The 25,366-nt window shown below is 38.4% G+C and carries 21 protein-coding genes; 17 read left to right on the plus strand and 4 right to left on the minus strand.

Annotated features, from left to right (window positions below):
- Positions 1–112: 112 nt before the first annotated feature.
- From G8E00_RS02905 to G8E00_RS02945, 9 genes are all read left to right on the plus strand, one after another.
- The gene (locus G8E00_RS02905; protein WP_166221855.1) at positions 113–2,299 is read left to right on the plus strand and encodes a carboxy terminal-processing peptidase; all 2,187 of its coding nucleotides are present in this window, start codon (positions 113–115) and stop codon (positions 2,297–2,299) included.
- A gap of 208 nt (positions 2,300–2,507) precedes the next feature.
- Positions 2,508–4,622, plus strand: a complete 2,115-nt coding sequence (locus G8E00_RS02910) for an EAL domain-containing protein (protein WP_166008483.1) — start codon at positions 2,508–2,510, stop codon at positions 4,620–4,622.
- A 169-nt stretch (positions 4,623–4,791) separates the two neighbouring features.
- Positions 4,792–6,384, plus strand: coding sequence for a peptide chain release factor 3 (locus G8E00_RS02915; protein WP_166008482.1), 1,593 nt, complete (start codon positions 4,792–4,794; stop codon positions 6,382–6,384).
- Between the two features lie 136 nt (positions 6,385–6,520).
- Positions 6,521–7,330, plus strand: a complete 810-nt coding sequence (locus tag G8E00_RS02920; RefSeq protein ID WP_406741460.1) for a hypothetical protein — start codon at positions 6,521–6,523, stop codon at positions 7,328–7,330.
- A gap of 158 nt (positions 7,331–7,488) precedes the next feature.
- Positions 7,489–8,469, plus strand: a complete 981-nt coding sequence (locus G8E00_RS02925) for an RsiV family protein (RefSeq protein ID WP_166221857.1) — start codon at positions 7,489–7,491, stop codon at positions 8,467–8,469.
- 11 nt (positions 8,470–8,480) lie between these two features.
- Positions 8,481–9,305 (plus strand): TatD family hydrolase, encoded by an 825-nt coding sequence (locus G8E00_RS02930; RefSeq protein WP_166221859.1) that lies wholly within the window; start codon positions 8,481–8,483, stop codon positions 9,303–9,305.
- 182 nt (positions 9,306–9,487) lie between these two features.
- Positions 9,488–12,244 carry an aconitate hydratase AcnA gene (gene acnA, locus G8E00_RS02935; RefSeq protein ID WP_166221861.1) on the plus strand — a complete coding sequence of 919 codons (2,757 nt, stop codon included), beginning with the start codon at positions 9,488–9,490 and terminating at the stop codon, positions 12,242–12,244.
- A gap of 116 nt (positions 12,245–12,360) precedes the next feature.
- Positions 12,361–13,104, plus strand: coding sequence for a hypothetical protein (locus G8E00_RS02940; RefSeq protein WP_166221863.1), 744 nt, complete (start codon positions 12,361–12,363; stop codon positions 13,102–13,104).
- A gap of 81 nt (positions 13,105–13,185) precedes the next feature.
- Entirely contained in the window at positions 13,186–13,968 is a 783-nt protein-coding gene (locus G8E00_RS02945) for a tRNA threonylcarbamoyladenosine dehydratase (RefSeq protein WP_166221865.1), read from the plus strand.
- A gap of 341 nt (positions 13,969–14,309) precedes the next feature.
- Here G8E00_RS02945 and G8E00_RS16365 read toward each other — a convergent pair whose 3' ends face one another.
- Both G8E00_RS16365 and dusA read right to left on the minus strand, forming a co-directional pair.
- Entirely contained in the window at positions 14,310–14,567 is a 258-nt protein-coding gene (locus tag G8E00_RS16365) for a putative hemolysin (protein ID WP_166221867.1), read from the minus strand.
- Positions 14,568–14,795: 228 nt separating this feature from the next.
- Positions 14,796–15,836: a tRNA dihydrouridine(20/20a) synthase DusA gene (gene dusA, locus G8E00_RS02955; RefSeq protein WP_406741446.1), complete on the minus strand. Its 1,041-nt coding sequence runs from the start codon at positions 15,834–15,836 to the stop codon at positions 14,796–14,798.
- A 133-nt stretch (positions 15,837–15,969) separates the two neighbouring features.
- Here dusA and G8E00_RS02960 point away from each other — a divergent pair, with 133 nt between their 5' ends.
- Positions 15,970–17,118 (plus strand): site-specific integrase, encoded by a 1,149-nt coding sequence (locus G8E00_RS02960; RefSeq protein ID WP_166221869.1) that lies wholly within the window; start codon positions 15,970–15,972, stop codon positions 17,116–17,118.
- Here G8E00_RS02960 and G8E00_RS02965 read toward each other — a convergent pair.
- Entirely contained in the window at positions 17,102–17,377 is a 276-nt protein-coding gene (locus tag G8E00_RS02965) for a pyocin activator PrtN family protein (protein WP_166221871.1), read from the minus strand. The two genes, G8E00_RS02960 and G8E00_RS02965, sit on opposite strands and share 17 nt — an antisense overlap.
- 127 nt (positions 17,378–17,504) lie before the next feature.
- Between G8E00_RS02965 and G8E00_RS02970 the strand changes: the two genes are divergently transcribed.
- From G8E00_RS02970 to G8E00_RS03000, 7 genes are all read left to right on the plus strand, one after another.
- Positions 17,505–18,398 carry a hypothetical protein gene (locus G8E00_RS02970; protein WP_166221873.1) on the plus strand — a complete coding sequence of 298 codons (894 nt, stop codon included), beginning with the start codon at positions 17,505–17,507 and terminating at the stop codon, positions 18,396–18,398.
- A gap of 104 nt (positions 18,399–18,502) precedes the next feature.
- Positions 18,503–19,741, plus strand: coding sequence for a hypothetical protein (locus tag G8E00_RS02975; RefSeq protein WP_166221875.1), 1,239 nt, complete (start codon positions 18,503–18,505; stop codon positions 19,739–19,741).
- Between the two features lie 382 nt (positions 19,742–20,123).
- Positions 20,124–21,092, plus strand: a complete 969-nt coding sequence (locus tag G8E00_RS02980) for a YagK/YfjJ domain-containing protein (protein WP_166221877.1) — start codon at positions 20,124–20,126, stop codon at positions 21,090–21,092.
- Between the two features lie 111 nt (positions 21,093–21,203).
- On the plus strand, positions 21,204–21,494 hold the full coding sequence (locus G8E00_RS02985) for a hypothetical protein (protein WP_166221879.1): 291 nt from the start codon (positions 21,204–21,206) through the stop codon (positions 21,492–21,494).
- A 23-nt stretch (positions 21,495–21,517) separates the two neighbouring features.
- A complete protein-coding gene (locus G8E00_RS02990; protein ID WP_166221881.1) occupies positions 21,518–22,561 on the plus strand; it encodes a DUF932 domain-containing protein in 1,044 nt (347 codons plus the stop codon).
- Between the two features lie 213 nt (positions 22,562–22,774).
- Positions 22,775–23,818 carry a YqaJ viral recombinase family nuclease gene (locus G8E00_RS02995; protein ID WP_166221883.1) on the plus strand — a complete coding sequence of 348 codons (1,044 nt, stop codon included), beginning with the start codon at positions 22,775–22,777 and terminating at the stop codon, positions 23,816–23,818.
- 183 nt (positions 23,819–24,001) lie between these two features.
- Positions 24,002–24,943: a recombination directionality factor gene (locus G8E00_RS03000; RefSeq protein WP_166221885.1), complete on the plus strand. Its 942-nt coding sequence runs from the start codon at positions 24,002–24,004 to the stop codon at positions 24,941–24,943.
- A gap of 69 nt (positions 24,944–25,012) precedes the next feature.
- Here G8E00_RS03000 and G8E00_RS03005 read toward each other — a convergent pair whose 3' ends face one another.
- Positions 25,013–25,366 carry a hypothetical protein gene (locus G8E00_RS03005; RefSeq protein ID WP_166221887.1) on the minus strand — a complete coding sequence of 118 codons (354 nt, stop codon included), beginning with the start codon at positions 25,364–25,366 and terminating at the stop codon, positions 25,013–25,015.

Genomic DNA, 25,366 nt, shown 5'->3' on the forward strand with positions numbered 1-25,366 from the left:
ATGATAAAACTACACGACATAAACATAAAAAGTTGTTTAAGATTTTGAATATGAAGCATTCATCTCAAAAAGCAGCATTAAATTGGTTAAACCAAGGAAAGACATATTATTTATGAAACTACAAACATTAGCGTGTGCAGTTGCCGTTGCAACGGGTGGTTTATTTTTCTCTCATGTCATGAACGAAGCGATTGCAGCCAATGAGCCGGTAACTGCTGTTGCACAAAAGCTTCAGCCTACGCAAGAGCAAGCCTTGGTTTCTCGTCAATTGGCAACGCTGGTCGATCGTCAACATTATTTAAATATGCGTTTAGATGCCAATACATCAAATCGTGTTTTAGATATGTATTTAGATAGTTTAGATCCTGATCATAGTCTTTTCTTGGCAAATGAAGTCGAGCAATATAAGCAAAAATATGGTTCAAACTTTGGTGCGGCACTTAAAGCAGGGGATTTGAGTGGGCCGTATTTAATTCATGAACAATATCGTGTGCGTTTAAAAGCGTTCTATGAATTTATGTTAGCTGAGTTGAAAAAACCACAAAGCTTAAAACAACCGAATACCTATATCGAAACTGATCGTGAAAAAGCGCCATTTTTCAAAACCCAAGCTGAGCAACAAGCACAGTGGAGAAAAATGCTGGTTTCTCAATTGATCAATCTTACAATTTCGAAAGAAGAAGATTTAGCCAAACAAAAAGCCTTAAAGGATGATCCGACTTTAGCGGATGGTCAGGATTTGGCTGCGGGTGAAGATTTGACTCCTGTTCAGACTTTGACCAAACGTTATACCCGTCAGCTTGAGCGTATTTCACGTATTAAAAGTGATGATGTGTTAGAAAAAACACTCAATGCTATGCTTGCGACCTATGATCCACACAGTAATTATTTCCCACCTGTGGATGCAATGGAATTAAACCGTCAAACCACATTACAGTTGGAAGGCATTGGGGTTTCCATTCGTCCAGAACGTGGTAATGAAGATTACACCAAAATTGAAACCATTGTAGATGGCGGACCTGCAAGTAAAACAGGTCAAGTGAAATCTGGTGACCGTATTATTGGGGTTGCTCAAGATGGCGAAAAGATGGTCGATGTCATTGGTTGGCCAAGCGGTGAAATCGTAGGATTAATTCGTGGTAAGCGTGGCACCAAAGTTACAGTGAAGTTGCTCGGACCGGGTGCTTCAATGAGCCAAGCACGTAATGTAATGATTGTTCGTGATGTTATTCAAGAAGAAGATGCCGGTGTGCGAACACGTACTGTAGAAGTGACTCGTGAAGGTAAAAAACATGTCTTTGGTGTCGTTGAAATTCCATCATTCTATTTGAACTATCGTGCACGTCGTGCAGGAACGGAATATCGTTCTGTATCTGAAGACACCAATAATGCATTGAAATCGTTGGCGCAGAAAAATGTAGAAGGCATTATCATTGATCTTCGAAATAACCCAGGTGGGTCATTAGAAGAGGTCTCGAAAATGATTGGTCAGGTGGTGAAATCAGGACCAGTGGTTCAAATTCGTGATGGTAATGGCAATGTCAGTGTATTTGAAGACAATGACGGTGGCGCACAAACTTATGCAGGTCCATTGGCTGTACTGATTAATCTGGCTTCTGCTTCAGCAAGTGAGATTTACTCAGCAGCGATTCAGGATTATGGCCGCGGTATCGTGATTGGAAGTACCACGACAGGTAAAGGAACAGCGCAAGTTCAACTGGACAATTTAGCTTATGGTCAAGCGACATTAACGCAACGTAAGTTTTATCGAATCACGGGTGGAAGTACACAAAATAAAGGTGTGATTCCTGACATCAAGCTGGTCGATATTTACGATGAAGAGTTTGGTGAGCGTAAAGCGAAAAATGCCTTGGTTTGGGATACTATTCCAACAGCACCGTTTAAACGTGAAGGTGAGATTCAGCCTTATCTCGATGCATTGCAAACAAAATCAAAACAACGTGTTGAGGCGGACTCTCAATTTAAATACCTTCAAACACGTAAAGAAATCGCGCAAGTCACCAAAGATCAGAAAAAAGTGGTCTTAGATATTGATCAGCGTAAAGCAGAACTTATCGCATTAGAGCAGAAAACATTGACGGCTGAGAATAAACGTCGCCAAGAAACAGGCAAAAAACCTTATGCGAATTGGGAAAGTTATCAAGCATCCATCGATGCTTTAAACGAAGCTCGCGCGAAGATGAAAGCGACTCAACGACCACCTTTGGATGAAGAGCAGACTTTTGTCACTGAAGCGGCCAATATTTTGCTGGATTTCTCAAATTTAAAAAAGAATTAAAGTTATTGCTCAATTGATGTGCAAAATGGTGTATTTCGATACGCCATTTTTGCATATAGTGCTGAAAATAACTTGACCTTCAATGATATGGTGATATTGTTGTAGGCATCATATGTGCACTAAAAAAGATGAATCTTATTACGTATTTATATAAGGTTTTTGGGGTCTAGTAAAATAAAAATGAGTTTAGAATTGGAATAATTTTTGTATGATTCATATGAGTTATGATAATGCATGGGTCTTGGGTTCTGCACTTGTTGCAGTGGTAACCTGCTATGTAGCCATTTCATTAGAACAACTCATTAGCAATATTAAGAGTTCAACATACAAAAAAATAATTCTGGGCATTAGCGGTTTAGTTCTGGGTTTTTCTATTTGGGCAATGCATTTTATAGCGATGCTTGCTTGTCATTTACCGCAAGGTTATAGCTTTAATACAAGCCTGACCTTTATATCCTATGTGATTGCTGCCATTTCTTCTACCTTTGTGATTTGGTTAACCACGCGTGCAAGTTTTCCGATTACTCGATTGATTAGTGGTTCAATTTTAATGGGGATTGGTATTGCTGGAATGCATTATACGGGCATGATGGGAATCGTTTTACCGCATCATCTGGTCGAATATAATTTAATTCTAGTCATTTTATCTGTTGTGATAGCAGTTGCAGGTTCAGGTTTATCATTTTGGCTCATTTTTAAGTTCAAACAAAATGCCTATAGCAAACCCATTTTTAGGGTGATTGTCTCTTGTATGATCGCCCTGAGTATTGTGGGAATGCATTATACAGGCATGGCAGCTGCAACCTTTCAACATATAGAAAGTCATTTGGTGTCATGGGAAGCATATAAACATAGTGAAAATTTAGAATTATTCATCTTGGTGTTTATTGCTTGTTTGGTGTTGCTTGCTGTTTTTTCTGTCGCGATTTTAGAACTCAGATTGGAAGAGCAAAATTTACAGTTACTTCGAGCAAATAAAGAACTTGAAACGCTTGCTTTACAAGACAATCTGACCAAATTGCCAAATCGATTATTTTTGCTTGATTATACAAATTCACTGTTTAAAGAACATACATCGAAGAATAATAAAATTGCCTTTATCTATATTGATTTAGATCGTTTTAAGGCAGTAAATGATGCTTTTGGGCATCAATTAGGCGATGAGCTTTTGGTGCAACTGGCTCAAAGACTCTATGCGACCTTGGAGCTTGATCAAAAATTGGTTCGAATTGGTGGAGATGAATTTTTACTGATTTTAGAGAATTTTTCTCCAGAACATTTGGACAGTGTGGCAGATTTAATTTTAAGTAAGATTCAAGAATCATTCATGATCGAATCCAAAGAGATTAATATATCAGCCAGTCTGGGCGTGGTGTATTTCCCAGATCATGGCAATAACTTACAAGATTTATTGATCAATGCCGATGCAGCAATGATGATGTCTAAAGAACAAGGGCGGAATACCTTTAGTGTATTTAACTATTCTTTAGATCAACAAGAAAATGCACGTAGTAAATCAAAACTGATTAATGACTTGTATAAAGCGGTCGAAGAGCAACAGTTTGTATTGTTCTATCAACCGAAATTTACCACTGATTTTGAAATCTGTGGGGTTGAAGCATTGATCCGTTGGAAGCATCCGGCATTAGGATTGCTGGCACCGAATATGTTTATTGAAGGTGCAGAGCAAACTGGCTTGATTATCAAAATGGGATATTGGGCTTTAGAACAAGCATGTATGCAAATTCGTGATTGGTCAGATAAAAATAAAGCTTTTTGTCCAATTGCAGTGAATTTGTCAGCTGTTCAATTTGAACACAAGCATTTAATTGAAACCTTAAAAAGTTTGATCGACAAATATCAAATACAGCCACAATGTTTAATTATTGAGATTACAGAATCTACGGCAATGCATCATATTGATGTCAGTATCCGTACTTTCGAAAAGTTACGTCAATTGGGTATTCGCTTAGCGATTGATGATTTTGGTACAGGGCATTCGAGTTTCTTATATTTGAAAGATTTACCTGTCGATGAACTGAAAATCGATCGTGAGTTTATTCGTAATCTTGCTCCTGGTTCTAAAGAAGAAATTATTTTACAAAGCATTATTCAACTGTCGAACCGCCTTGGTTTAACTGTGACAGCTGAAGGGGTAGAAACTCAAAATCAAGCGGATATTCTTAAACGTTTAGGTTGTCAGCAGTTACAAGGCTATTTACTCGGAATGCCTTTACCTGTGGATCGTTTAGAATCGACGTTTAATAGCGAAAATTACAATTTTCAAGCGCATAAGTTTAAAGAGAATCACAGCGAAGATTAACGGACTACATTGATTGAGCACCAAGCGTCAGCCTTTCAATCCATATTTAGCTTTGGTGCTTTGTCATTCCCTTCATTCACATTCTGCTTTGATCTGCTACAATACCGCCAATTTTTAAATTTGATCAGCACTTGATCTTTGCACTGTGATTCTGCAGTAGGTATTTTCCATGAGTTTTAAAGATGAGTTAGCGGCCCAAGTCGCTCAAAGACGTACTTTTGCCATCATTTCCCACCCCGATGCGGGTAAAACCACAATGACAGAAAAGCTGTTGTTATGGGGGCAAGCGATTCAGGTTGCGGGTATGGTCAAAAGCCGTAAGTCTGATCGTGCTGCAACATCTGACTGGATGGAAATGGAAAAAGAGCGTGGAATTTCGATTACCACCTCAGTCATGCAGTTCCCGTTCAAAGACAAAATGATTAACCTGCTCGATACCCCGGGACATGAAGACTTCTCAGAAGATACTTATCGTACATTAACGGCTGTAGACTCAGCGTTGATGGTGATTGATGGTGCAAAAGGTGTCGAGGAACGTACCATTAAACTGATGGAAGTGTGTCGTATGCGTGACACACCAATCATCTCTTTCGTGAACAAAATGGACCGTGAAATTCGTGAGCCTTTAGAGCTTTTGGATGAAATTGAAAACGTTCTTAAAATTAAATGTGTTCCAATCACTTGGCCACTGGGTACAGGACGAGACTTTGCAGGTGTTTTTAACCTGATTGAAGAGAAATTCTATGTCTACAAAGCTGGCTTTGGTTCAACCATTACCGATATTGAAGTACGTGATGGCTATGATCATGCTGACCTGCGTGAAAAGGTGGGTGATTTGGCTTGGGCTGCCTTTGAAGAATCTTTAGAACTTGTTCAAATGGCGAATGAGCCACTGGATCGTGAAGAATTTTTAGCGGGTCGCCAAACACCTGTATTGTTCGGTACAGCACTGGGTAACTTTGGTGTCGATCATGTACTTGATACCTTCTCACAATATGCACCAGAACCTAAAGCGCATCCAACAGCAGCACGTAAAGTGGATGCAACTGAAGAAGGTTTCACTGGCTTTGTCTTTAAAATTCAAGCCAATATGGATCCTAAACACCGTGACCGTATTGCCTTCATGCGTATTTGCTCAGGTAAATATGAAAAAGGTTTGAAAATGAAACATGTGCGTATCGATAAAGATGTACGTATTTCAGATGCCTTAACTTTCTTGGCGGGTGATCGTCAACATCTAGAAGAAGCATGGCCGGGTGACATCATTGGTTTGCATAACCACGGTACGATTCAAATTGGCGATACCTTCACTTCAGGTGAAAAGCTACAATTTACGGGTATTCCTCACTTTGCACCTGAAATGTTCCGTCGTGTACGCTTGAAAGATCCTTTAAAATCTAAACAACTACAGAAAGGACTTAAAGAGCTTTCTGAAGAAGGTGCAACTCAGGTATTTATGCCACAAAACAGCAATGATTTGATTGTTGGTGCTGTGGGTGTGCTTCAGTTTGAAGTTGTGGCATATCGTTTGAAAGAAGAATATAAAGTCGATTGTATTTATGAGCCTGTAAGTATTAATACGGTTCGTTGGGTATCATGTGATGATGAGAAAAAATTCAACGAATTTAAGAAAAAAGCGCATGATCAATTGTCGGTTGATGGTGGTGGTCACCTAACTTATCTTGCTCCAAGTCGTGTCAATTTACAGCTTATGCAAGAACGTTATCCTGATATCGTCTTCCGTGCGACACGTGAACATTAATATTTACTTTCATTTTTATCGATCAGAAAAATCAAAAACAGCTTCCTCGTGAAGCTGTTTTTAGATCAGAATAGAAATTTTAGCTTTAGGGGAAACTCAAGTGAAAGATGTGATGCGCACCTTACAACAACACAAAATGAAAGTGATCGCATTTGCTATAACGATATTGAGTTTTTGTGGCGTGAGTTTGTTAACTTATTGCTCATTACACGAAAATGATACTGATCAAAATAGCGCACATCCAACTGAAAGCGCAGACATCCTGCCTTATTTAGACATTAAAGAAATTAAACCGAACTATGCTTTACCTTTTTGTGAAAAGAAAAATTGTATTGAAATTGATATTCAGTCTTTAAACACACAAGAAGGTTGGGTCAATCAGTGGATTGCAGACAGTCAGTCACGTGTGATTCAAGATCAAATTGGTTTGAAGCAAGTGATGACCTTACAACAAGCAATCGATGCTTATGTGAGAAAGTCTGATCTATGGCAAGAAAAACTGACGCAATACTTACCTTATGAACTCCATATGCAGACCCGCATTGCAGCACAGCGCAATCAATATGTGCTTTTGCAAATCATTGTGAATTCCAAACAAGAAGAAGTGATTGTTAAAGATCGAGGTTACTTTTTTGTCGCTGATCGTAAGACACAGAAAAAAGTCAGCATTTTAGATGTGATCAATCCCAAACAACAAAATGAGATGAATCGAATTGTGCAGGAGCATTATAGTCAATGGTTATCTCAACAAAGTGCTGAAGTGAAAAAAAAGGCACCTAAAAAACTCTATTGGGGACAAAACGATTGGTTTTTTGACAATGAAGGTCTTGGTATCCATTACCGCGCCAGTGAAATTACCGAGAAAGGGACGCAGCTCGATATCTACTTAACCAAAGCGCAAACTCAAAAAATTTTAAAACCTGAGGTATATCAAAAAATGTTTTGATGCTTGGAGTACGACGATTTCAAGTAATTTATACGAAAGCGTAGATATACAAAGAAACTGAAATGCTCTAATCCGATACAAATAGGGGTTGAGCATTATCAAGGACAGCGTTAGTCTTGATAAATCAATCTACTAACAGTCTGATCAAGGCGTGTGAGATGTTAAAAAACAAAACAATAGGGTCAATTTCAATGCTTGCTTTGGCACTCGTACTCAGTGCGTGCCAACCGAAATCTGATCAAGAAAAAAAAGATCCAACTGTCGATACGCAAAGTAGCTCGGAAGCCCAAGCACCTGTTTTAACCTTGGAAGGCACACCAGAAGCTGTACCATTTAATCTACCAGGCTGTAGTGGAAACAGTTGCCCTGAATTTTCAATCGATCGTTTGCATACCAACCAATTTGTTTTAGACAATATGATTGATCAGGCCATCATGAGCCGTTTGCAACAAATTTTAGAAATTACAGATCAAGCCAAAGCCAAAGAGATGAGCAATAAAGCCACTCAATCGGCAGATCAATCACAGACGGCCAGCGATGCTGTTGCAAATTTAACTCCAGCGCAGCTTCTAGGACTACAAGTTCAACCTTATGTCGATCAGTTTATTGCATTGGATAAAGAGCTGAAAAACTTAGGTGCAAGTTCGCAAATCAGTTTAAGTATTAGTCCAAAGATTTTAAACTCCCAAGAACCGTTGGCTACAGTGGTGCTCAATACCAGTAGTTACTTGGGTGGGGCACATGGTTCATCATCACAGACCTATTATAATTTTGATTTAAAACATCAAAAACAAGTGCAATTGGATGAAATTATTCAACCGAATCAAAAACAAAAACTGTTCTCTTTGGCACATGACCAGTTTAAAACTTGGGTTAAAGATGCCAAATTGGCAGAAAATATTGATGAATATGAACAGGCTTGGAAGTTTAGCTTAAGTAATAATTATTATTTGGGTAAAAAAGGCTTAATCCTTCAATATGCTGAATATGAAATTGGTCCCTACGTTGTGGGTTTACCACGTTTGACTATTCCATATGAGCAGTTAAATGGCATTATCAAATCTGAATATTTACCGAAGGATGTTCAGCTGACTCAACAAGGCGCATCTGCTCCAGTTGCTCATCAGGCTTCAAAATAGAAGACGTGTTCATGTCTAAATTGGCTTTGTTTGATACGCATACACATTTTGATGTTTCTGACTTCGATCATGATCGAGAGTCATTGGCGTATCAAGCCAAAGCCGTTGGCGTAGAGAAACTGATTTTAATTGGTTTTACACAGGATCGTTTTAAAACGCTGATTGACACGCATCATGTTTTAAATGCGTTGCACAACGCACCACAAAGTTATTTAGCCCCTGGCTTACATCCGTTTTATATTGAACAACATCAAGAGCAGCATTTAGCGGATCTTGAGCAGATTTTAAAAACTGAGCACTGTGTGGCCATAGGTGAAATTGGTTTAGATACTTTTTTAAAAGTACATAAACAACCTGAACTTTTACAAAAGCAAAAACAATTTTTTTCCGCTCAAATTGAACTTGCTACGCATTATCAGCGTCCAATTTTATTACATATTCGAAAATCGCATGCAGACGTTTTAGCGCTATTGAAAAAACATCATTTTCAGCAGGGTGGAATTGCACATGCATTTAGTGGAGGCGTTGAAGAAGCGCGAGCTTTTATTAAGCTTGGTTTTAAAATTGGTATTACTGGGCAAATCACCAATCCTCAAGCAAAAAAGTTGCATGCGGTGGTTCAAGCTGTAGGGGCTGAACATTTAGTTTTGGAAACTGATTGTCCAGATATGACACCATTATGTTGCCAAACCTCACATGAACATCGTACGCGTAATACCCCTGTGAATTTGCCCTATGTGTTAGAAGGTCTGGCGCAGAGCTTAAATCAAGATCAATGCATACTTGCACAACTACTTTGGCAAAACTCCTTGGATGCTTTACATTTAAATGCTTAATCAATAGGTCATGTGGAGATTACTCCAATAGTAAGAATATGATCATTCCATAAGGCGATGATCGAGTACTATAAAAAATAAAGTTAGAAATTAACCAATTCATAACATTCAAAAAAATAATTCAGCATAGAGTAATTAAAGACTCACTTCATAATAATTTGATGACGCCGGAGGATTTACCTATGGCCCAGTACAGTCAACTCAATCGTTTTAACAGTTTGAAAACATTACAGACATCATCTAACCGCTATCAAATATTTAGTTTGAAAGACGCTCAGAATCACTTAGGTGATCTTTCTAAATTGCCAAAATCTTTGAAGGTGTTATTGGAAAACCTACTGCGTTTTGAAGATGATCTCACTGTTAAGACTGATCATATTCAAGCCCTGGTTGAATGGCAAAAGACGAGAAGGTCCGATCAAGAAATTCAGTATCGTCCTGCACGCGTGCTCATGCAGGATTTTACGGGCGTGCCAGCTGTTGTGGATTTAGCCGCAATGCGAGCAGCCGTTGCCAAAGCAGGGGGGGACCCTGAAAGGATTAATCCTTTATCACCTGTAGATCTTGTGATTGACCATTCGGTGATGGTTGATCATTTTGCGACTTCTCAGGCATTTGGTGAAAATGTCGAAATTGAAATGCATCGTAATGGTGAGCGTTACCAATTCCTCCGATGGGGGCAGTCGGCATTTGATAATTTTAGTGTCGTTCCACCTGGAACAGGGATTTGTCATCAGGTCAATCTGGAATATTTAGCACAAGCAGTCTGGCTCGGTGAAAGTGATGGTCAAACTTTTGCTTTTCCAGATACCTTAGTTGGTACAGATTCGCACACAACCATGATCAATGGCTTGGGTGTTCTAGGTTGGGGTGTTGGTGGCATTGAAGCTGAAGCGGCTATGCTGGGACAGCCGATTTCGATGCTGATTCCTGAAGTGATTGGTTTTAAATTGACAGGTGCATTACGTCCAGGAATTACTGCTACAGATTTGGTACTCACCATTACCCAGATGCTTCGACAGAAGGGTGTAGTGGGTAAATTTGTCGAATTTTATGGCGATGGTTTATCGTCTTTACCTCTTGCAGATCGGGCAACCATTGCCAATATGGCACCAGAATATGGTGCAACCTGTGGCTTTTTCCCTGTTGATGACATTACCTTGGGATATTTAAGGCTCACTGGACGACAACCAGAACGTATTGAATTGGTTGAGGCCTATTGCAAAGAGCAAGGTCTATGGCGAAACGCAGGCGATGAACCTGTTTTTACCGATACTTTAAGTCTAGATATGGACAGTGTTGTGGCGAGTGTGGCTGGTCCGAAACGCCCGCAAGACCGTGTTAACTTAGAAGATGTACCTAAAACGTTTCAAGCCTTGATAGAACTTGATTTAAAACCAGCAAAATCAGAGCAAGAGCGTTTGATCAATGAAGGTGGTGCAGGTGCGGCAGTGGATTCAAAACAATCTACGATTCGAAACAACGAGCCGCATTGTGTAATTGACGGAAAACACTATCCATTGGTTCATGGTGATGTGGTGATTTCAGCCATTACCTCGTGTACCAATACGTCGAATCCAAGTGTAATGTTAGCCGCAGGTTTGCTGGCGAAAAAGGCGGTTGAAAAAGGACTTAAGCGTAAACCTTGGGTGAAAAGCTCACTTGCGCCAGGTTCTAAAGTGGTGACCGATTATTTACTGAAGGCAGGTTTAACGCCGTATCTAGATGAATTGGGTTATAACCTCGTCGGTTATGGTTGTACCACCTGTATTGGTAACTCAGGACCACTGCCAGAACCTGTGGAGGATGCCATTCAAAGCTATGATTTAAATGTGGCATCGGTGCTATCAGGTAACCGCAACTTTGAAGGTCGAGTGCATCCCTTGGTTAAAACGAACTGGCTGGCTTCACCGCCTTTGGTGATTGCTTTTGGTTTAGTCGGGTCAATTCGAGTCGATATTACATCTGAGCCTTTAGGTATGGATCCGCATGGACATCCTGTTTATTTAAGTGATATTTGGCCAAGTCCTGAAGAAATTCAGCAGGCTTTAACGAGTGTTCAGACCTCGATGTTTAATCGTGAATATGCATCGGTGTTTGATGGTGATGCCACTTGGCAAGCCATTCAAATTCCACAAAGTCAGACTTATGAATGGGATGAGCATTCGACCTATATTCGTCACCCACCATTTTTTGATGAAATTGATCAACCTGAAAAGCCTATTCGCCCAATTATTGATGCCAATATTTTGGCGGTACTGGGTGATTCAGTGACCACTGATCATATTTCACCAGCAGGGAATATTAAGGCCAATAGTCCAGCAGGACGTTACTTGCAAGAAAAAGGTGTTCAACCTGAAGAATTTAACTCTTATGGTTCACGCCGTGGTAATCATGAAGTGATGATGCGTGGGACTTTCGCCAATATTCGTATTAAGAATGAAATGTTGGGTGGCGAAGAAGGGGGCAACACGATTTACATTCCAAGTGGCGAGAAGTTATCGATCTACGATGCCTCAATGCTGTATCAAAAAGATCAGACGCCATTGGTGATTGTGGCAGGTAAGGAATATGGTACGGGCTCTTCACGAGATTGGGCGGCAAAAGGGACCAATCTACTGGGTATTAAAGCGGTCATTGCTGAAAGCTTTGAGCGAATTCATCGTTCGAATTTGGTCGGTATGGGCGTGTTGCCGCTTCAATTTATAGATGGTCAAAATCGTCAAAGTTTAAATTTGACGGGGCATGAGCAGCTTTCCATTTTAGGTTTATCGGATGATATTCGACCATTACAGACTTTGGATGTTGAAGTGAAACGTCAAGATGGAAGCGTTGATCAATTTAAAGTGTTATGCCGAATTGATACTTTAAACGAAATCGAATATTTCAAAGCAGGTGGTATTTTGCATTATGTGCTTCGGAATTTAATTCGTCATTAAGATCGAACAATGTCAGTATAAATTTGCTTGAGTCTAAATGAATATTGAGAAAGTCTTACCTTTGTGTAAGGCTTTTTCATGTAAAATAAAAAAATAAGTACGGATAACCATAACACATGAAAATAAAAATTCCGCTGATCAGTTTAATATTATGTTTGCCTAGTTTAGTCTGGGCTGTGCCACAAGCATTAACATTTAAAAAACAAGAAATGACCACGAAAAAACGCACAGTTTTATGCAATTTAATTCCAGATCAATGTCGTGATAAACCCACTTGGGCTTTATATCAAGTTCCTCAACATGCAAATCAATACTATTTAATTTCCAATTTAAAACTGTATCAACTTGAACAATACAAGCAAAGCTATAAAGTTTTAAATCAGTGGGATTTTTCAAGCTATACGCCCAAGAAAGTCAGTACCAATTGGACAGTGGATGAAGAAGTTAACCCACCAGATAAAAAATTTATATATCCAGCCTTATTTCCAATTACTGAAAAAAATTATGCGATTGCAATGATCCAACGCTTTTATGAAACCTATTCGGGTGGTGGGATGCATGAGGAGGTTGCAGATTTCTTTGAATTGATTCCTCAACAAAAACCAAAATTGATATTTCAAAATATTCCATTTTCGGTCTATCGCATGATTCGAGCATGCTTCTCTGAAGAAGATTATAAAAAGAGCGGTGAAGGAAAATGCCACGATGAAGAAAATTTAGTACTCAATATTCGTTATAAGAAACCTTATAAATGGGAGATGCAATATCACTATTCTACTGTTTCAGATCAGCAACACATAAATGATGTAAAGACTTTCATGTTGGAAAAAGGGAAACCACTGTCTATACCCATTCCCTGATTTTAAAGCATCGATTAATCATCCTTTGATGATCTGAATTTGTTAAAATAACCATTCTGTTTTCGATTTAGATGTTAAGCAATGACCGAACTTCTCCAAGATGATGAATATGACCGCCGTTTCGCAGGTGTAGCTAAAATTTATGGGGAAGACTCGTTTAATTATTATGAAAAAAGCCATGTGATGGTGATCGGAATTGGTGGTGTCGGCTCTTGGGCGGTTGAAGCTTTGGCACGATCAGGTATAGGTGAGCTGACTTTGGTGGATATGGATGTGGTTGCTGCCTCTAATATTAACCGTCAATTACCTGCGATGACCTCAACTTTAGGTCATGAAAAAATTGAGGTGATGGCTGAACGTTGTCGTCAGATTAATCCTCGAATTAAAATCAATTTAATTGATGATTATTTAACACCAGACAATGTCGCTGAAATTTTAGAACCTCGTCCAGATCTTATTTTAGATTGCATTGATGATGTAAAAGCAAAATTCGCACTGATGTTGCATTGCCGTTTTAATAAGATTCCTTTGATTGTATCTGGTGGGGCAGGTGGAAAATTAGATCCTTTAAAAATTCGAGTGGCAGATTTATCTAAAACTGAACAAGATCCGATGCTGGCAAAATTACGAACTCAGTTACGTTCAAAAGGTATCTGTAAAAAGCCAAAAGAGAAGTTTGGGATTACGTGTGTATATTCAATTGATAACCCATTTTCCAGTGCGGAAGTTTGTCCAAGCGCAGGCTTGCGCTGTGGTGGCTATGGTTCAGCCGTGGTTGTTACATCGAGCTTTGCAATGGTGGCTGTTTCGGAAGTTTTGAAGAAATTAGATTTGCTCGCTCATAAAGCCGCTCTTTCAAAATAAAAGTACCAACACCCCTGACTACGGGGCATTGGTAAATGTTACTAAGTTAAAGTAAATCCATTGTTCATAGTTCATTGGCTTTAAATAAGTGCGTTGTTTTGCTTTTGAAAGATTATCGAAGATGTTGTCGATATAATGGTGGCGTAGGCAATGAAAAAACAATAACAATGAAAGCAGTTCATATTATTTTATTCCCAATTTATATTATTAAATTGTTTCAACTCAATAAAAAGCCCCCAAAATAGGGGCTTTAAAATTTACAGAAATCTTAAATATGCGAGCAAATTGTCAACGACCAACAAGCAAATATTGATTTGAATGAGTGCGTGGATTGATTTAAATCATTTCCCATTTGCTTTACGGAAAAAGTCCCATTCATCGACTTGTTGACCATTGGCAAGTGTACAAATACCACGTTCACCTCCATCAGCATCTTTTTTAATACTGAGCGTACCACCTTGTTCAACACAATAAGCGCTCGCTGGATTGGGCATACCAATACGTGGTTTTAATTCTTCTTGATTTTGTTTTGTTGTCTCACATGCCGTTAAACCAGCAACAGAACATATCACAGAGATAAGCAATAGATTATTTTTCAAAGTAGTCTCTTCATTTTTCCTTATTGAATTTTAATTATAAACTTATATGAATTAGAGATAAGTCTGATTGAGCTTAGAAATGATTCTTTTTGTGAATAACGGATGCGATTGTACTTGTGTAGCAGTCGAGCAATATTCGTCATGATATGTCGGTATGATTTTAGAGATTTCTTAGCGTATACATAAAAAAAAGCCCCAAAATTTAGGGCTTTATTGATTTAGTTAAATTTAATCTGTTTGTTCTAAACTGGCTTTAAGCTGACTTTCTCTTAAATAATCTTCTGTGCGTTGCATCGCGTCTTTAATATTGCTAATGGCATTTTCAACATCTGAGAAGGTTTTGGCATTACCACCACTCAACGCCTGACGCCATTTACGTGCACCGGGTAAGTTTTGGAATAAGCCCAAAATATGACGTGTGATAATCGACAGTGGCGCGCCTTCTTGCATACGTTTCGCAATATACGGCATCATCTGATCCATAATATCAAAACGATTCGGTGCTTCTAAATTCCAAAGTTGACCCAGTTCAGCCAACAAATACGGATTATGATAAGCCTCACGACCAATCATCACACCATCGACATGTTTTAAATGTTCTTGAGTTTCCGCAAAAGTTTTAATACCACCATTCATCTCAATCAATAAATTTGGTCGTTCTTGTTTGAGACGATATACATCTTCATAACGGAGGGGTGGCACATCACGGTTTTCTTTAGGGGACAAACCTTGGAGCAATGCAATTCGGGCATGTACGATAAAATTGTTGCAACCTGTTTTTGCCACAGTATCGACAAAATGCAGCATCTCTTCATAAGATTGCATGTCATCAATGCCAATGCGGTGTTTTACGGTGACTGGAATATCCACAGCATGACGCATCTCGCTAATACATTCAGCGACCAAATCGGGTTCTGCCATCAAGCATGCGCCAATTTTATTGTTTTGTACGCGATCACTTGGACAGCCAACATTTAAGTTGACTTCGTCATAGCCCCAATCTTGTGCCATTTTGCTACAAGTGGCTAAGTCTTTAGGATTTGAACCACCCAGTTGTAACACGATCGGATGTTCTTCGTTGTTGTAGTCCAAATGTCGATTTGCACCGCCATGAATAATGGCGCCAGTGGTCACCATTTCGGTATAGAGAATGACATTTGGATTAAATAAGCGGGCAAAAAAACGGTAGTCGCGCGTTGTCCAATCCATCATCGGTGCAACGCTGATTCTCGGAGATTGAGTGTTTTCAATGTTTTTGTTGATAGTCATTAAAAATCATACCTTTAATCTATATTCTGCAATCTGCGAGAATCTGTTTGAATCTATATTTAGGTGGGTTAATCAATTTGCATTTACACCAAATTTTACACCATAATGAAAAAAATATCTTTTGGTGTAAATTATGGGGTCAATTACAGCAAGGAAGGGGGCAGATGGTAAAGTTAACTATCGTGCTGCAATTCGAATAAATCGAAAGGGCTTTCCTACTTTTTCTGAAAGTAAAACATTTCATTCAAAAAAGATGGCTGAGAATTGGCTTAAGAAGAGAGAAGTCGAAATCCAAGAAAATCCAGATATTTTGCTTGGCAAGGAAAAGCTGATTGATCTCACCTTATCCGATGCTATAGATAAATATTTGGATGAAGTCGGGAGTGAATACGGAAGAACGAAACACTATTCTCTGCTCTTAATCAAGAAGCTGCCAATCGCGCGCAATATTATCACAAAAATAAAATCAGTACATTTAGCTGAGCATGTTGCGTTGAGAAGGGCAGGACTCCCATATCTTAAGCTCGAACCTATCTCAAGTAGTACTCAACAACATGAACTCTTACACATTCGTGGTGTACTTTCTCATGCAGCTGTAATGTGGGAAATGGATATTGATTTAAATGGATTTGATAAGGCTACAGCTCAGTTAAGAAAAACACGTCAAATATCCTCTAGTCAAAAAAGGGATAGATTGCCGTCAAGAGAAGAATTGATTGCTTTGACGAAGTATTTCTCAGAACGCTGGAAGTTAAATCGTTACGGTTCTAAGTATCCAATGCATTTGATTATGTGGTTTGCTATTTTTTCATGTAGACGCGAAGCTGAGTTAACGAGACTTTTTTTACGTGATTATGATCGGCATCATTCCACATGGAAAGTGCATGATTTAAAGAACCCAAATGGTTCAAAAGGCAACCATAAATTGTTTGAAGTTCTTGACCCTTGTAAGGAAATTATTAAGAGATTAATGCTTCCAGATGTTCGAGAGCGGATGCTAAAGCTTGGGCATGATGAAAATTTATTATTGCCTTTGAATCCCAAGAGTTTGGGTAAAGAATTTAGAGAAGCCTGCAAAATGTTGGGGATTGAAGATTTACGATTTCATGATTTGAGACATGAAGGCTGTACACGATTAGCTGAACAAAGTATGACTATTCCTGAAATTCAGAAAGTGAGTTTGCATGATTCCTGGAGTAGTTTACAGCGATATGTATCAGTGAAGGCAAGAAGAGATGTTATACAGTTTGAAGAGGTGCTACGCCTCATTGATGAAACGTAGCATAATCTTTGGAAGCTTCGGAATACTTTTTGTCTAGAACATCTGCCAGATCTTTAACGTGTACTAGAAAGGGTGCACGTTTACTTTGATCTATTTTAAATACAGAGAAGGGGTAATCTTGATTATTTGCCTTTCTTAATGCTTCAGCTTTACTAAGGTGAGGATAATAGTCTGCGATGACGGTCATCAGCTCTACTGTCATAGAGCGATACCTCATAAATAAGTAGTCGGATGTGGAAATTTTTAAAGCGATATTCATGGGTGGAATCTAACTGCTATCTCGATGGATTCAGTTTAGGTTCAAAATAATTATAAAATTAGAGTAATACTTCTGTTTAAAAATACATTAGTATTATGCTATTCAAATTATTGTATTTTAATGATTTATGGTTTCTATAAAAATATTAGACTTGGATTTGTTTGAACACGATGTGTGGTTAAATTTTTGCTATTACTATCAGTGTGATTTGGTCAATGAGTCAATTAAAGCTGAAAATTCATTGTTTACAGCAGATGCAGAAAAACTCATAAAAAGAATGCAACAGAATGATTTCACATTCAATGAGGAGAGGATTGCTTTTGCTGAAATGATGGGGGAGGTTGTTTCAGTTCCTTTTAATCCGTCTCAAATTTCTGAGCTTTTAATAAAGATTAATAAGTTAAGGCTGAGTGTGGATGGTATGTCTACTCACCTTTTTAAAAGACAATATTCTGATCTTTTAATTTTGTATGTGGGTACTTTAGGTGCAATTGATTTTATACAAAATAAAAAACTAGCTCGAAGTGCAAAGGGAATTCTGGCAGTTAAAGCACGCTATGAAAGACATTTATATCCAAGGAGAGAAATTCTATATCGTATTTTAAAGGAGAATGTGGCTCAGAATGGTAAATGGAGTAACTTGAATCAGGCTATTAATTTTATTCTTGATGATTTAGTCAAAGCCTTTGAGGTCTACGATGTTCAATGGCTAGAGTCTGAACTTGCAATTAAGCAAGTAAAGTTAAAGGATTTAGAGCAAAGTAATCCATCGGAGACAGTGGTAGAGAATGATGAACGAAAAATTGTCAGAAGAAAAACCCCACCTGCATCAATGGTTAAAAAAATCGAAAAATTACATCAGGAAATTAAAAACTTAAATCAGATCGTTAAGGCAAAATATCCATCTAAAGAGATGGAAAAATTTGGTTATAAAATGCCGTATAGCGGTGGGTATATCGCTGAAACTATTATCCATGAGTTAAGAACCCAGCCTGAGTTGTTGAGTGAAATTTTATTCTGAATACATTATCACTGTATTTATAAATATAGGTTTTTTAAGCTTATACTTAGGTATTATATTCTACAAATTCAATCTTAATTTAAGTATAAAACAAAGGTAATTCAATGGGTTTGGTTTCTTTCTCTGATAAAATAATTAAAAATATATTTATAAGTCTCGATCAGGACCTGACTCGAAATGGACTACTTGAGCGAAGACAAGAGCTCGATCTGAGGATTTTGCTGGAATTAATATTGTTCATTAGATCGTTGGATAAAATTAAAGGACAGTATTTTATAGTGACTTGGAATAAGTTTTATCCCCCAATTTATGCGTATAAATTTTATCCTTTCGAGTTTTTGACTTATGATTTTGGTTTGAAAAATACGAAGTATATGAACATTGATGGGGAGAGTAGAAAAGTAAATTTATTTGAGTCGACGCCCCGAGTTGAGTTATTTTACGATGTTCTCGATCTACATATAAAAAATGAAAAATTAGAGAGTCTGTGCGAAAAACTGCAACCAACTTTGAATCAGAGGAATAAGCCTGTTGAGTTTAAGCTATTGCCAGCAAGTTTCTTTTCTTCAAAATTCAGCGAAATTTCAGTTGAAAATGTTGCATATCTAAATGAGTTTTTATATAGGTTTAGAGGACATGATGAATTCACAAAAAGAAAAAACGATGAAAATAAGGCTGTTAAAAAATATCATGAATATTGTGATTATTTTAATGAAGTAATGAGTTTGAGTGCTAAAAGCTTTATTTTTGTCATTGAATTCCTTGTTCACGGTCAGCAGAAATTAAAAGATATTACTTTCATCAATCTAAAAAAAGACTTTATGAATTCGATAAGGGGGTACAGACAGCTCGCTCAGATTTCGGGATATATGGGTTTTTGGGATTTAGCAGAAAATAATCGTTTATGTTTCAGAATTATGTTTATTGTGCCTGATATTGGCATTGAAGCAGAAGAATGGATTGAGGATATTAGTTATTACTGGGAGAATATTTATTTCAGTAAAATTAGAGATAAAGATATTTATCAATTTAAAGGAACAGATGCGATTAGATTTGAAACAGTTCAGTTGCCTGTTGCTTGGTCACATAAAAAATTGAACTCTCGATTTTTAGAGGTTGGTAAAAATAATCAAAATATGAAAAAGCTCATTTGTGAGCATGCTATCTCTTATATTGTACTGTCTGAATTTTATTATTGTCCGTTTGAGCTGCAGCTTTACCTTAAAGCTATAGCGATGATTTCGGAGGAGCAATCTAGGGGCGATCCAGAGATGCAAGCTAAAGGAAAACGAATATATAGGGTGTTTAGAGGAAGTCTTTCTAAAAAACAAAGTCTGGCGTAACTTTAGCTTCTGCACCATTACCATATTTTGGTTGTTATCGTTGTATGGTCTTATGGTGCAATCGTTAGATCGTAGGAACTCGCTTAACAGGTAATATATATTATTAACTAAAGAGTAATATATTAATTAGAAACAAAACCTTATATAACTGAGTAGATGTATGATTCACCTAACATGGTATAGCCCATACTCAAATGGGCTATAGACCATGTATCAATGACATAGTGTTAAAATATTCAGAACTAACCCTATAGTATGTTCCAAAGTCTATAAACATATTCAGCTAAGCAGGATGATCACAACATCCTGTTAGAGAATCATGATCAGTATAAATTTACATCTATCTCTTAGATATGAACCTTAACATGTCAAGAGAAACCAAATGTACCAGAATATTCAATACGATCAGCTTTACCATGAAGCAGAAGTGCTGGCAGCAGTAGATCATTTCATTCAAGAGGTTTGCTTAGGTAGTTATGATTTATATCATCAAAACCTGATGATAGACCTACAAAAATTAGTTCCGTCGTTTAAGCCAATCTACAATGCAGATTTTTCCTATTGTAATTCAGTACTGATATTTATTGAGGTTGTGAAGATCATTGATTACACCTTAAGTCTGATGCCACAGGGAAATTATGGCTCTATCACCAATTTTGATGAGATGATTGTTTGGCATATTTTGACTTACATCCAGTCATTATCTGGTTGTATACAACAACAATTGATGAACTATCAACAACGTGAATTAAAGAATCAGCAAAGCCTATTCGACTATACATATACACTTATTCATCATTATGCGAGAACACTGGTTGTTCGAGTGGATTTGTCTATCAAGAAAGAATATCAAGCCTTATATAACATTCAGGCATTTAATCTAGCCTTAGACATAATGCTTCGTCGAATTGCAGATCAGGACACTTGCTTTAGTCATTTATATGGTTATGCATGGGCTTTAGAGCATGGGATAACTAAAGGTTATCACTGCCATTTATTGCTTATGTACGATGGAAATGAACATCACAGAGATTATGCATTAGGGGAGTGGGTAGGTCAGTGCTGGGAGCAGATTACTCATGGGTGTGGTTATATTTTTAACTGTAATCATTCAGATTATAAGGCTAAATTTGAAGCAATGGGGACATTGGGAGTAGGTATGATTCATCGTAATAATGCGAATGAAGTCTATAACTTTCTTAACTATATTGTCCCTTATCTCGTCAATGAAGAAAAAGAACAACAACATCCGAGGGTGAAGGATTCAACCAATATGCGTAGTTTTGGTACAGGGCAGTTTAATTCTAAAAACCGTAGAAGAATAGAGTTCTCTAGTAATGATTCTAAATAATTTCAGATACATAACATCCTCATGAGAATCATGAAGCTCTTTTCAGGGCACATGGAAACAAGGTCTACATTCGTGTAGGCCTTTTTTATTATCTGAATGAGGAGTTTGGCGATGAGCTTGAAATGCCCCTTTTGCCAATCAGCAGAAATCGTAGTGATTGAAATGAATCAGCAGTCTAGTACAGCCCTTGCACAAGTAGTGTCTCCTGCAACCTTAGGCGCACTTGGTGCGACAGTGGCAAAGTCTTTTAACTTGCCTCCATTGGTTGGTGGCGTAGCAGGCACAGTAATCGGTGGGCTGATCAATGCTGTCACTGAGCAACCCACACTGCCACAGCAGTCTTTGTGTTATTGCCAAAGCTGTACTCAGAAATTCCCATCAAGCTTGCTTCATGCAGGTTGAAGTACATTAAAAGGAATACCATCATGGCACATCAATTAGAACAAATGGCGTATGTCGGGGAAACCCCTTGGCATGGGCTCGGCAACCAACTCACCCAAAACCAACCGATAGAAGTCTGGGCACAACAAGCAGGTATGGACTGGCGGATCGAATCATCCAATGTCAGTTATATGGCTCAAAATGAACGAGGGCAAAGCATTATCATGCCTTATGAAGAACAACGAGTTTTGTATCGTTCTGATACTCATGCACCACTGTCCGTCGTCAGTCAACGCTTTCAGGAAGTCCAACCCAGAGAGATTTTAGAATTTTATCGTGACCTTACCGAGCAATCAGGTTTTGAACTAGAAACCGCAGGCGTACTCAAAGGTGGCAAGAAATTCTGGGCATTGGCACGGACTGGACAAAGCTCCATGTTAAAAGGAAAAGATGTCAGTAATGGCTATATGCTCTTAGCCACAGCATGTGACGGAACCCTTGCCACCACCGCACAATTCACATCGATCCGTGTCGTATGTAACAACACTTTAGCCATTGCACTAAAAGGTCAGAACAGCAGTGCAGGTGTGGTCAAAGTTCCGCACAGTACCAAGTTCGATGCTGAAAAAGTTAAACAACAACTCGGCATTTCAGTACGTGCATGGGATGAACATATGTATGAAATGAAACAACTAACACAACGTAAAGTCAGTCAAATGGAAGCCTCAGCTTACTTTGATGCCGTGTTCAATAACAGCACCATGAACAACGTACTAGATCAAGAGGACAACATCATTCAATTCTACCGTGATGTGGCGACTCAAGCCCAAGCCAATGGCAAAGACAAAGCTGAACCAAATGGCAAAGCTATGAGTCGAGCTATGGAAATGTTTAATGGTCAAGGGCGTGGTGCGGAGCTGAGTTCTGCCAAAGGAACAGCCTATGGATTGCTGTGTTCAATCACAGAATTTATAGACCACGAACGTCGTGCCATGAGCACCGATCACCGACTCGATTCAGCGTGGTTTGGTGCAGGTGCATCGATCAAGCAACGTGGATTGGAACAGGCACTTAGTATGCTCACTTAGTTCAAAACTACACTTTTCACTAATGGAAAGTTAGACCCATCTGTGCATTTTTAAAGGGAATATTAAATTTTAAAAATTATTAAAACCATAGCTTCGGCTGTGGTTTTTTTATGCCCGAAATTTGTCTTCTTAATCCTATTACCAATCAAGAAGCTTACTCCGCTCTCAATCAAATCATCAATAAATCCCACAGTTAAATATCAGGAATTCAACATGAATACAGCAATATTAGATCCTACAATTCAACAAGCAAGTACCCCATTTATTGCCCCCAAACTCTTCACTGCAAAAAGATTGGTCAATACCAAAAATATGACTCAGGCAGAATGGCTTGAAGTCCGTCGCCAAGGCATCGGCAGTAGCGATTGTGCAGCAGCCTGTGGGCTTAATCCCTATATGTCGATGCTTGAACTATGGATGATCAAGACAGGACGAGTTAAACAATCCATTGAAGATGAAAGTTCAGGTCATGCGCCTTTATATTGGGGTAAACAGCTTGAACCTTTGGTCGCTGAATACTACAGCATGCATACCAACAACAAAGTCCGTCGTATCAATGCAGTACTGCAACATCCCGAAGCGGATAAGTACTTTATGTTGGCAAACTTAGATTACTCCGTGGTAGGCAGTGATGAAGTTCAGATTTTAGAATGTAAAACCGCAGGAGAATATGGCGCAAAGTTATGGCGAGATGGGGTGCCTTTATATGTACTGTGTCAGGTGCAACATCAATTAGCAGTCACGGGTAAAAAGGCAGCACATATCTGTGTACTGATCTGTGGTCACGAAACACGTATCTATAAAGTGGTTCGTAGTGAATCCGTGATTCAACATATCGTCAATGCTGAACGCTACTTTTGGGAGTGCGTAGAAAAAGATATACCGCCTGATGCGGATGCCAGTGAATCGGCAGCCAAAGCCATACAGCAACTCTATCCTCAACACATTCCCTTAACTGTAGAAGACCTCAGTCAAAATGAACATGCTAATCAATTGTTCACACAGCTGATCCAAGAGAAACATCACATCGAAGCCCATCAAAATAGATTTGATGAAACCAAGCATCAAATCCAAATGCTGATGAAGGATGCGGAACGAGCCACTTTTGCCATGGGTTCAGTCACGTGGAAACGAGCGAAAGATTCGATAGGCTTAGATACGAAGGCTGTCCTTAAACTTCATCCTGAACTCATCAATCAATTCCCACAAAACAAAATCGGTACTCGACGTTTTCAGATTTATAGCGATGACGAATAAAACAAAAAGGTCGATCTATCCATTCTGTCAAAAAGCGCAAAAAACCGCCCCGATTCACCAACACCCGAAGGTGCGGTGAACCCAAATGGCAGTCTTTGCGCACTTATATGATCTTTAAACAGTTTTGTATTTGCTTACATAACAAAGGGTCGTTAGTAAAATTTTACATATAGGACAAATATCATGATCAAAGGTTTAGCGATAACACCACCGATCCTTGGACGAATTAGTATTGGTAAAGTGGTTGAAAAGAACGGTAAGCGTCTACCTGAAAAGGATGACCAATTTACCATTACCAGTCAAATCCAAGGTAAGGAGGGATGGATCAAACATCCACTGGATGAACAACTACGAGCTAAAGCTCCAAATCAAAAGCTCAGAACCATTCCAGTACGGATGATCTTTGATGATCCTGAACTGAATCTAAGAGCTGAGTACACTTTATTTGATCGTCAGACAGGACGACCTGTCTGTGTCGGTAATGGAGAAACTTGTCAAAGATTGACTCATCAAGGTGTCGAACAACATCCGTGTCCATCGCCTGATTTATGTCCATTGGCACAAGGGGGCAACTGTAAACCGTTTGGACGATTGCATGTGAACTTAGATGAGTCGGATGAACTCGGTACATTTATTTTTAGAACCACAGGCTTTAACAGTATCCGCACTTTGGCTGCCCGGTTGAGTTATTACCATGCAGCATCCAATGGCTTACTGTCATGCCTACCACTTCAATTGACGTTAAGAGGCAAGTCAACCACACAAAGTTATCGTACCCCTGTGTACTATGTAGATTTAACTTTGAGGGATGGTGTCAATCTGCAACATGCCATTCAAATGGCACAAGACATTGATCAGCAAAGCAAAGCGATAGGTTTTAATCAAACCGCATTAGATCAAATGGCGAGAGAATGTATTGCCAATGCTCAGTTTGAAGTGAATACCGAGGAGGGTTTGGATTTGGTGGAGGAGTTTTATAGCGATGAAAATCAAGAGACTGAAGTAGAACAAGCACAGCCTTTAACAATGACGAGAGCTAAAGTAAAAGTTAAGTCGAATCAAGGTGAGGATTTTGTGCAGGATATGCAGAAGGGATTACAGGGCAGTGTGAGGGCGGTGAATTAAGTTCGATCCATAAAATAAGGGGAGGGAAATTCCCTTATTTTTTTAGGGTTTAATGCTTATTCGAAATAATCAGAATTTTATATAACCAATTATACTTTCTGGCCTAACATCTTTTGAAACTCTAATTTCAAAATTATTAGCTTCAGAAAATTCATTTTCATTATTTAAATAATCACTTAGATCCACAGCAAAAATAATATGCTGAACACTATTAAAATAACTTCTACATATGTGGAATGATTTTCCAAAGTAACAACATTGGAATTTAGGACTAGGCTTAAAACCATCTTGTAAAATGCTATCTAAATTTTCAAGATAAGTAGCATGAAAGTAAATATTATTGTTTTTAACAAAAACATGTTCTAAATCAGATTGGTCACCATTTTTTATATCTTGATAAAATAAATCTAAATCATTTTGCAT

The organism is Acinetobacter shaoyimingii, assembly GCF_011578045.1.
GTDB classification, from domain to species: domain Bacteria; phylum Pseudomonadota; class Gammaproteobacteria; order Pseudomonadales; family Moraxellaceae; genus Acinetobacter; species Acinetobacter shaoyimingii.

Coding starts and splice junctions, on each gene's coding strand:
- G8E00_RS02925 (WP_166221857.1), top strand. CDS start 7,489: ATGTTAAAAAACAAAACAATAGGGTCAATTTCAATGCTTGCTTTGGCA.
- G8E00_RS02945 (WP_166221865.1), top strand. CDS start 13,186: ATGACCGAACTTCTCCAAGATGATGAATATGACCGCCGTTTCGCAGGT.
- G8E00_RS02910 (WP_166008483.1), top strand. CDS start 2,508: ATGATTCATATGAGTTATGATAATGCATGGGTCTTGGGTTCTGCACTT.
- G8E00_RS02980 (WP_166221877.1), top strand. CDS start 20,124: ATGTACCAGAATATTCAATACGATCAGCTTTACCATGAAGCAGAAGTG.
- G8E00_RS02915 (WP_166008482.1), top strand. CDS start 4,792: ATGAGTTTTAAAGATGAGTTAGCGGCCCAAGTCGCTCAAAGACGTACT.
- G8E00_RS02920 (WP_406741460.1), top strand. CDS start 6,521: ATGAAAGTGATCGCATTTGCTATAACGATATTGAGTTTTTGTGGCGTG.
- G8E00_RS02970 (WP_166221873.1), top strand. CDS start 17,505: ATGGTTTCTATAAAAATATTAGACTTGGATTTGTTTGAACACGATGTG.
- G8E00_RS02965 (WP_166221871.1), bottom strand. CDS start 17,377: ATGAATATCGCTTTAAAAATTTCCACATCCGACTACTTATTTATGAGG.
- G8E00_RS02930 (WP_166221859.1), top strand. CDS start 8,481: ATGTCTAAATTGGCTTTGTTTGATACGCATACACATTTTGATGTTTCT.
- G8E00_RS03005 (WP_166221887.1), bottom strand. CDS start 25,366: ATGCAAAATGATTTAGATTTATTTTATCAAGATATAAAAAATGGTGAC.
- G8E00_RS02975 (WP_166221875.1), top strand. CDS start 18,503: ATGGGTTTGGTTTCTTTCTCTGATAAAATAATTAAAAATATATTTATA.
- G8E00_RS02905 (WP_166221855.1), top strand. CDS start 113: ATGAAACTACAAACATTAGCGTGTGCAGTTGCCGTTGCAACGGGTGGT.
- G8E00_RS02985 (WP_166221879.1), top strand. CDS start 21,204: ATGAGCTTGAAATGCCCCTTTTGCCAATCAGCAGAAATCGTAGTGATT.
- acnA (WP_166221861.1), top strand. CDS start 9,488: ATGGCCCAGTACAGTCAACTCAATCGTTTTAACAGTTTGAAAACATTA.
- G8E00_RS02995 (WP_166221883.1), top strand. CDS start 22,775: ATGAATACAGCAATATTAGATCCTACAATTCAACAAGCAAGTACCCCA.
- G8E00_RS03000 (WP_166221885.1), top strand. CDS start 24,002: ATGATCAAAGGTTTAGCGATAACACCACCGATCCTTGGACGAATTAGT.
- G8E00_RS02960 (WP_166221869.1), top strand. CDS start 15,970: ATGGGGTCAATTACAGCAAGGAAGGGGGCAGATGGTAAAGTTAACTAT.
- dusA (WP_406741446.1), bottom strand. CDS start 15,836: ATGACTATCAACAAAAACATTGAAAACACTCAATCTCCGAGAATCAGC.
- G8E00_RS02940 (WP_166221863.1), top strand. CDS start 12,361: ATGAAAATAAAAATTCCGCTGATCAGTTTAATATTATGTTTGCCTAGT.
- G8E00_RS02990 (WP_166221881.1), top strand. CDS start 21,518: ATGGCACATCAATTAGAACAAATGGCGTATGTCGGGGAAACCCCTTGG.